4 protein-coding genes and 4 pseudogenes are annotated in these 5331 nt (G+C 70.2%); 2 read left to right on the forward strand and 6 right to left on the reverse strand.

The window, feature by feature from the left end:
- Positions 1-224, forward strand: a pseudogene (locus tag SNE206_RS39610) (carbohydrate ABC transporter permease); the annotation flags it as partial.
- Positions 225-411: 187 nt separating this feature from the next.
- Here the strand turns inward: SNE206_RS39610 and SNE206_RS39615 are convergent.
- Positions 412-1386 carry a carbohydrate kinase family protein gene (locus SNE206_RS39615; RefSeq protein WP_407918450.1) on the reverse strand — a complete coding sequence of 325 codons (975 nt, stop codon included), beginning with the start codon at positions 1384-1386 and terminating at the stop codon, positions 412-414.
- 346 nt (positions 1387-1732) lie between these two features.
- Positions 1733-2104 (reverse strand): hypothetical protein, encoded by a 372-nt coding sequence (locus SNE206_RS39620; protein WP_407918451.1) that lies wholly within the window; start codon positions 2102-2104, stop codon positions 1733-1735.
- Between the two features lie 767 nt (positions 2105-2871).
- Between SNE206_RS39620 and SNE206_RS39625 the strand changes: the two are divergent.
- A pseudogene (locus SNE206_RS39625) lies at positions 2872-3126 on the forward strand (ZIP family zinc transporter); the annotation flags it as partial.
- A 141-nt stretch (positions 3127-3267) separates the two neighbouring features.
- Here SNE206_RS39625 and SNE206_RS39630 read toward each other — a convergent pair.
- The 4 genes and pseudogenes from SNE206_RS39630 to SNE206_RS39645 all read right to left on the reverse strand — a co-directional run.
- The gene (locus SNE206_RS39630) at positions 3268-3633 is read right to left on the reverse strand and encodes a hypothetical protein (protein ID WP_407918453.1); all 366 of its coding nucleotides are present in this window, start codon (positions 3631-3633) and stop codon (positions 3268-3270) included.
- On the reverse strand, positions 3630-3893 hold the full coding sequence (locus SNE206_RS39635) for a hypothetical protein (RefSeq protein WP_407918452.1): 264 nt from the start codon (positions 3891-3893) through the stop codon (positions 3630-3632). Before SNE206_RS39635 ends, SNE206_RS39630 begins: the two co-directional genes overlap by 4 nt.
- A 277-nt stretch (positions 3894-4170) precedes the next feature.
- Positions 4171-4470: pseudogene (locus SNE206_RS39640) on the reverse strand (5-methyltetrahydropteroyltriglutamate--homocysteine S-methyltransferase); the annotation flags it as partial.
- Positions 4465-4975 (reverse strand): annotated as a pseudogene (locus SNE206_RS39645) (hypothetical protein); the annotation flags it as partial. The pseudogenes SNE206_RS39640 and SNE206_RS39645, both read right to left, overlap by 6 nt.
- Between the last annotated feature and the right edge of the window lie 356 nt (positions 4976-5331).

A 5331-nucleotide genomic window follows, 5' to 3' on the forward strand; every position in this document is an offset into this window, starting at 1 on the left:
TCTGCTGCTGGAACGACTACTTCGGGCCGCAGATCTACGCCAGCGAGAACCCGGGCGCCTGGACCCTGAGCTACGGCCTGGAATCCTTCAAGGGTGCCCACCACACCAACTGGAACCTCACCATGGCAGCGACCCTGCTGGTGCTGGCGCCGGTGATCGTTCTCTTGTTCTTCGCACAGAAGGCCTTCATCGAAGGCGTGACACTGACAGGGGTCAAGGGCTGATGTCCGCAGCGGAGGGCGGATCCGCCCGACCTTCCTGAGCCCCGCGGACCGAACCGCGCCTGCCACCGCTGCCCAGAGGCGTTTCAAAGCGCTGCTGCAGCCGTAACTTCGCGGCATTGCTTTGCAACGCCCCTGCATCGCTGCCCTGTTCGTCGGCGCTTTCTTTTGGCCGCGGGGCGATGGCCGATCAGTACCGGCCGGTGGCAGTCGTCGGCCCGGACTCCAACTGCCGGGACCACGGCGGGTTCGGCCCGGCAACCGAGCAGGTGAGGGCAGCGACCCGGGCCGCGTAGTGGCAGGCTGCGGTCACCTCGTCGACCGTCAAGCCGTCCAGACGCCCGCCCAGGCGGTCGGCGACGGACAGCCGGTGGAGCAGTCCGGCGGTGAACGAGTCGCCCGCACCGATGGTGTCCACGACCTCGACGCGCGGTGCCTGCACGAACACTCGTGTGCCGTCCAGGGACGCCATCGCACCGCGGCCGCCCAAGGTGATCACGACCAGTCGTACACCGGCGAGGTGCCAGGCGTCGCAGGCACGCTCCGGCGCCATGCCCGGTGCGAGCAGCTCCAGGTCGTCCGAGCTGAGCCGCAGGCTGTCGGCCAGCGCGCACCAGCGGCCGAGGCGTGCCCGGTAGACCCCCGGATCGACGAGCAGCGGGCGGACGTTGGGGTCGATCGAGACGGTCGCGCCGCTGCGTGCGCGGCCGAGCAGCTCCTCCACGCGCTCGTCGCCGGGCCCGCGCACCAGCGCGAGGGAGCCGGTGTGCAGGCAGGCGGCGTCAGCGCCGTGGGCGGCGGCGAGTTCGTCGTCGGTCCACTGCCAGTCGGCCGTGGCCTCGGCATGGAAGAAGAACTGGGCCTGACCGTGCTCGTCGAGCGCCGCGACGGCCAGGGTACTGGCCTCCCGTGCGGCGACGACGCGGGAGAAGTCGACCCCGGAGGAGGCCAGGTGGGCGCGGAAGAGGGCCCCGAAGGCGTCGGAGGAGATCCGTTCGAGGAATTGGGTGTCGGTGCCGAGCCGGGCGAGGGCCACGGCGGTATTGGCCAGCCCGCCGCCCGGCAGGACGCGCAGGGCGAGCTCGCCGGGGCGCGTCTGCGCGGTGTCGGGTATGGCGTCGGCGACGCATTCGCCGAGGACAGCGATCGGGCGCTGGTCAGCCATCGGTTCGCCTTTCGGGGTGGGGAGGGACCGACGCATGGGGGGACGTAACGGTCCGGGGCGGCAGGCTTGTCGGTTCGCGGAAGTATTCGGCATGGGAGTGCCGTCCCAGCCGTCGAAGTCGTCGGCGGTATGAGGGCCGGCGGACCGGAAGGAGCCGTCCGGCGCCAGGCTGCGGCGCCAGCCGCGACCTGCCCGTCGGCGCCCGGAGGAGTGAATCCGGCGGGAGGGCTCCCGGTGTGCACGACGACGAACACACCCAGCAGGGACGGTACGCAGTCCTGTAGTGCCGGTGGACGCCACCGGCGTGGAAGAACGCCTCATAGAGGGCCGCCGTCGGCGGGGCCGGTCAGCGGATGCTCCAGATCCCGCAGTCCTTCGCGTGCACGGTCAGCATCATGATGGCACCGCCCTCCAGAATGCGGCGGCTGCTGACGGCCCCGCAGCAGCCGCGGGTCGAACGGGATACCGCCTCCTCGAGCCGCGTGGTGGCAGGTTCCCGGAAAGGCGCGGTGTCCGTCCCGGAACGGGGGCGCAGGGCCGCCGGGACCGGACGGGACACCGGGAGGGGAGCCTGCAGGCCGGGCTGCCGAGACCGGGCGGTGCGGCCGACGGCGGACAGGGGCAGATCAAGGTCACGGGCCCGGCTGCGGCGGCGGGATCGGCGTTGCGACATGCCGGACAGCCTGCCCGCCTCCTCGACATCCACCAGGGCAACCACGACCGCGACACGCCGCCCGCCTCGCCCACCCACCCGATGGCCCGGGCCGGAGGACAGCGGCCACCGTCCACCCGCGGTGAGCGCCTCCGCGAAGTCCTGCAGCGCCTGCCGGTGCCGGGACAGGTTCCGGCGAGTGGGCAAGGGGAAGACGAGGGCGGCCGGGGAGCCGTTTGGCCCCGGCCGCCCTGTTGTGCCCTGCCCCAGATGGGATCGTCGGGTTGCACATCGCCCGGGCGGCACTACGCGCACGTCGAGGTGTGCGCTCGGGACCAGTGGACACGGCACGTCCCCGAAGTACAACGACCGCCACGCCGACCGAGCCGTTGCTGTCCTCGATGGCGCAATAGACGCCTTGGAGCTTCTGCTGCAGCGGCCCTGACATGGGGGACCTGGTCCAGTAGCAGTTCGCCTGGGCGTGTTCGGCCAGGAAATGCGGCAGCTCCACCAGGTCGTCGGCGTCGACTGCGGCGAACACGGCTTTGCCTGTCTGCGCCGGGTCACGCCGATCCGGCTGGCCCGCAGGCCCAGGACTCGCCCGTGCCGTTTGCAACGTCGGCCCCGCCGTCGCCGAGCTGCACCGGCCGCAGCCGACGGACGTTGCTGCTGCGTGTGCCCTGGATACCGCGGACCGGCACCGAGTAGGGGCCGGATCCCTGGGCCATGCCCCGCCCGACGAGTACGAACAGGCCTACCGGGCGAGCCTTGGGCCGGTCCCGCAGACCGTTTGACCATACGATCGCGGACTCCACGAAACCCGGGTCGGCTCAATGCGGCGTGCAGGCCGCAGCAAGGACTACGTGTTCACGGTCTGGGGTCGATTGCCGCCGCCGGCACTATCGCGGCCGTCCCCGGCTGCACCGTCGTGGGCTCCCTGCCCGTCGCGGTGGCGTCCGGGGCGACGGCAATCACCGCGGGAGCCATCCTCGCCATGGTCGGGGACACCATGGTCCCGGAAGGGTTCGAGGAAGCACCTGGCTATCGGACTCGTCACCGTCTCCGATTTCCTTCTAGCCTTCACCCTCCCCCGCAGCTGGCACCCGGCCTCCCCACAGGCCGGCGCTGCTGGCACACCTGCTTCGCGGCCCGCACCCGGCGGGGTCGAGTCGCTGTGGAGGGGGCCGTGCGAGGCGGGCGGCGGTGATGCCAGGGCAAGTTTTAGGTCGTCAGGTGGTCCAGGTCCTGAGCCGGTTGGCGACCTCGCGGACGGGCAGCCCGTCGCGGGCCTCGCGCGCCAACGGGAGCACAGTGCCAAGTCCCGAGGCCACAGGCAGGCCGCACGCCGCGAGGTACGCCGCGGTCACCGTCGCCGCGAACAGGAGACTGCGGGTCTCCAGGCTGGGATTGCGGGCGAGCTCGCACAGGAGCGCGGCCGCCTTGTGATGCGGTTGCGGATACACCTCCTCACCCAGCAGCTCGGCCCGGTGCCGGGCCTCGGCGGCGATCGGCACCCCGTAGTCCACCACCAGGGGATCCCCTGGGATCTGCTGCGCGACGGCAAGAATCCACGCGAGGTCGATCTTCAGATTCACGCGGCGTTCCGGGGCGTCTGGCAGGAGGTGTCGGCGGGCAGGCCCGGGTAACGGTCTTCGCCGAGCTCCTCCTCGAACGCGGACGCGTAGGAGCCGAGGAACGCCTGGGCACCGGCCATGAACGCAGCCCGGGACTCGTTCACGTCCTGCTCGATCAGGTCGGCGAGATAGCCCTGCAAACTCAGCCCCCGCCGCTTGGCCCGCTCCTCGGCCGCCGCACGGATCTCGTCGTCCAGCCGGATGTTCGTCTGCTTCGCCATACTCCGATGCTAGCAACTGGTAGCAACACCTAGCTAATATTGCCCGTCGCCTCCGCCCTCCGCCCTCTGCCATCGGCCAGAGCCGACCAGGTCGGCCCCTCGGTGAACGTCTGCCGGAGGGATCCGGGCCCACGCTGCTCCACCGACCCCGGCGCGGCGCCGGCCTCCTGCCCATGCACGGCCCCTGCCTGCCACAGTGGCGGCCCGCTTCCTCCACAAGATTCCCTACGTAAAGCGAACCGCCGGGGCGGGCGCAGAAGCCGCGCTGCGCCCACCCCTTCGGTCTCTCGCCGGCTGTCAGCCGGCGGGCCGCATCGACCAGGCTGTCCGGCGAGGCCTGGGTCTCGGTCCAGCCGCGGGTCTTGAGGCCGCAGTCGGGGTTGACCCACAGCCGCTCGGCCGGGATCGCGGCGAGCCCGGCGCGCAGCAGTTCCAGGGCCTCTTCGGTGCTCGGGACACGCGGGGAGTGGATGTCCCAGACGCCGGGGCCGACCTCGCGCGGGTAACCGGCGTCGGCCAGCTCCCTGGCAACCTCCATGTGCGAGCGGGTGGCCTCCAGCGAGATGACGTCGGCGTCGGTCGCCTCCCAGATGTTCACGCCGAGTGGCTTGGCCAGCATTGCCAGCTCGTTGACCAGGGAGATGTTCACCAGCCGGTAGGTGTTCTCGATCAGCTTGGCCATCTCGGCGACCCTGGTCCCGGACACCGGCACCGTGGTCCGGAAGATGCCGTCGTAGAAGCCCTTGATCACATCGAGCGACGTGGCGTCGACGATGAACGCTACGAGCGAAGGTGTGGCCGGTCGAGCTCGGCCGCGAAGAAACTCGCCGCGGCCTTGAGGATCTCGTTCGCCCTCTTCAGCTCGGCGACCTCCTTCTTCAGAGCCTTGACCCCAGGCGCTGCCCGGAGTCGATCTGTTCCCGCCGGACCCACTGGCGGACGGTCTCGGCCGATCTCACGCCGAGCTTGGACGCGACAGCCTTCATCGCGGCCCACTCGGTGTCGTAGTCGGGGCGGACCTCGGCAACCATGCGTACCGCACGACGCCGCAGCTCAGCGGGGTAAGGGGAGGGGCGTGCCATGACTCAATCCTCTCAGGGAATCGAGTCTTCATTCGAACCGGTGCGGTTCAGGCCCAGAAACTCTCGCTCCTGTGCCTCAGGTTTCGAATTTCGTATGGCCTGCGAGCGTGTTGAACGCGCAGTGCTGGCGGAGACGTTCTCCTTCTGGGCGTGTCGCCTTTCTCTGCTGGCGGTGTGGCGGTGTGTCCGGCGCCTGGCCGGGTGTTTCGTTTTGTCGTTTTCGTGAGGGGTTGTGTGATGTCGCATTCGTCGATCGAGATCGGTGATGATTTTGCGGCGTTTTTCTCGAAGGTGACGGGGATGGAGTGGCCGCGGGCGCGTGAGGGGGTGTTGCGGGATGTGCGGGACGACTACGA

The sequence above is a fragment of the Kitasatospora sp. NE20-6 genome, assembly GCF_045862635.1.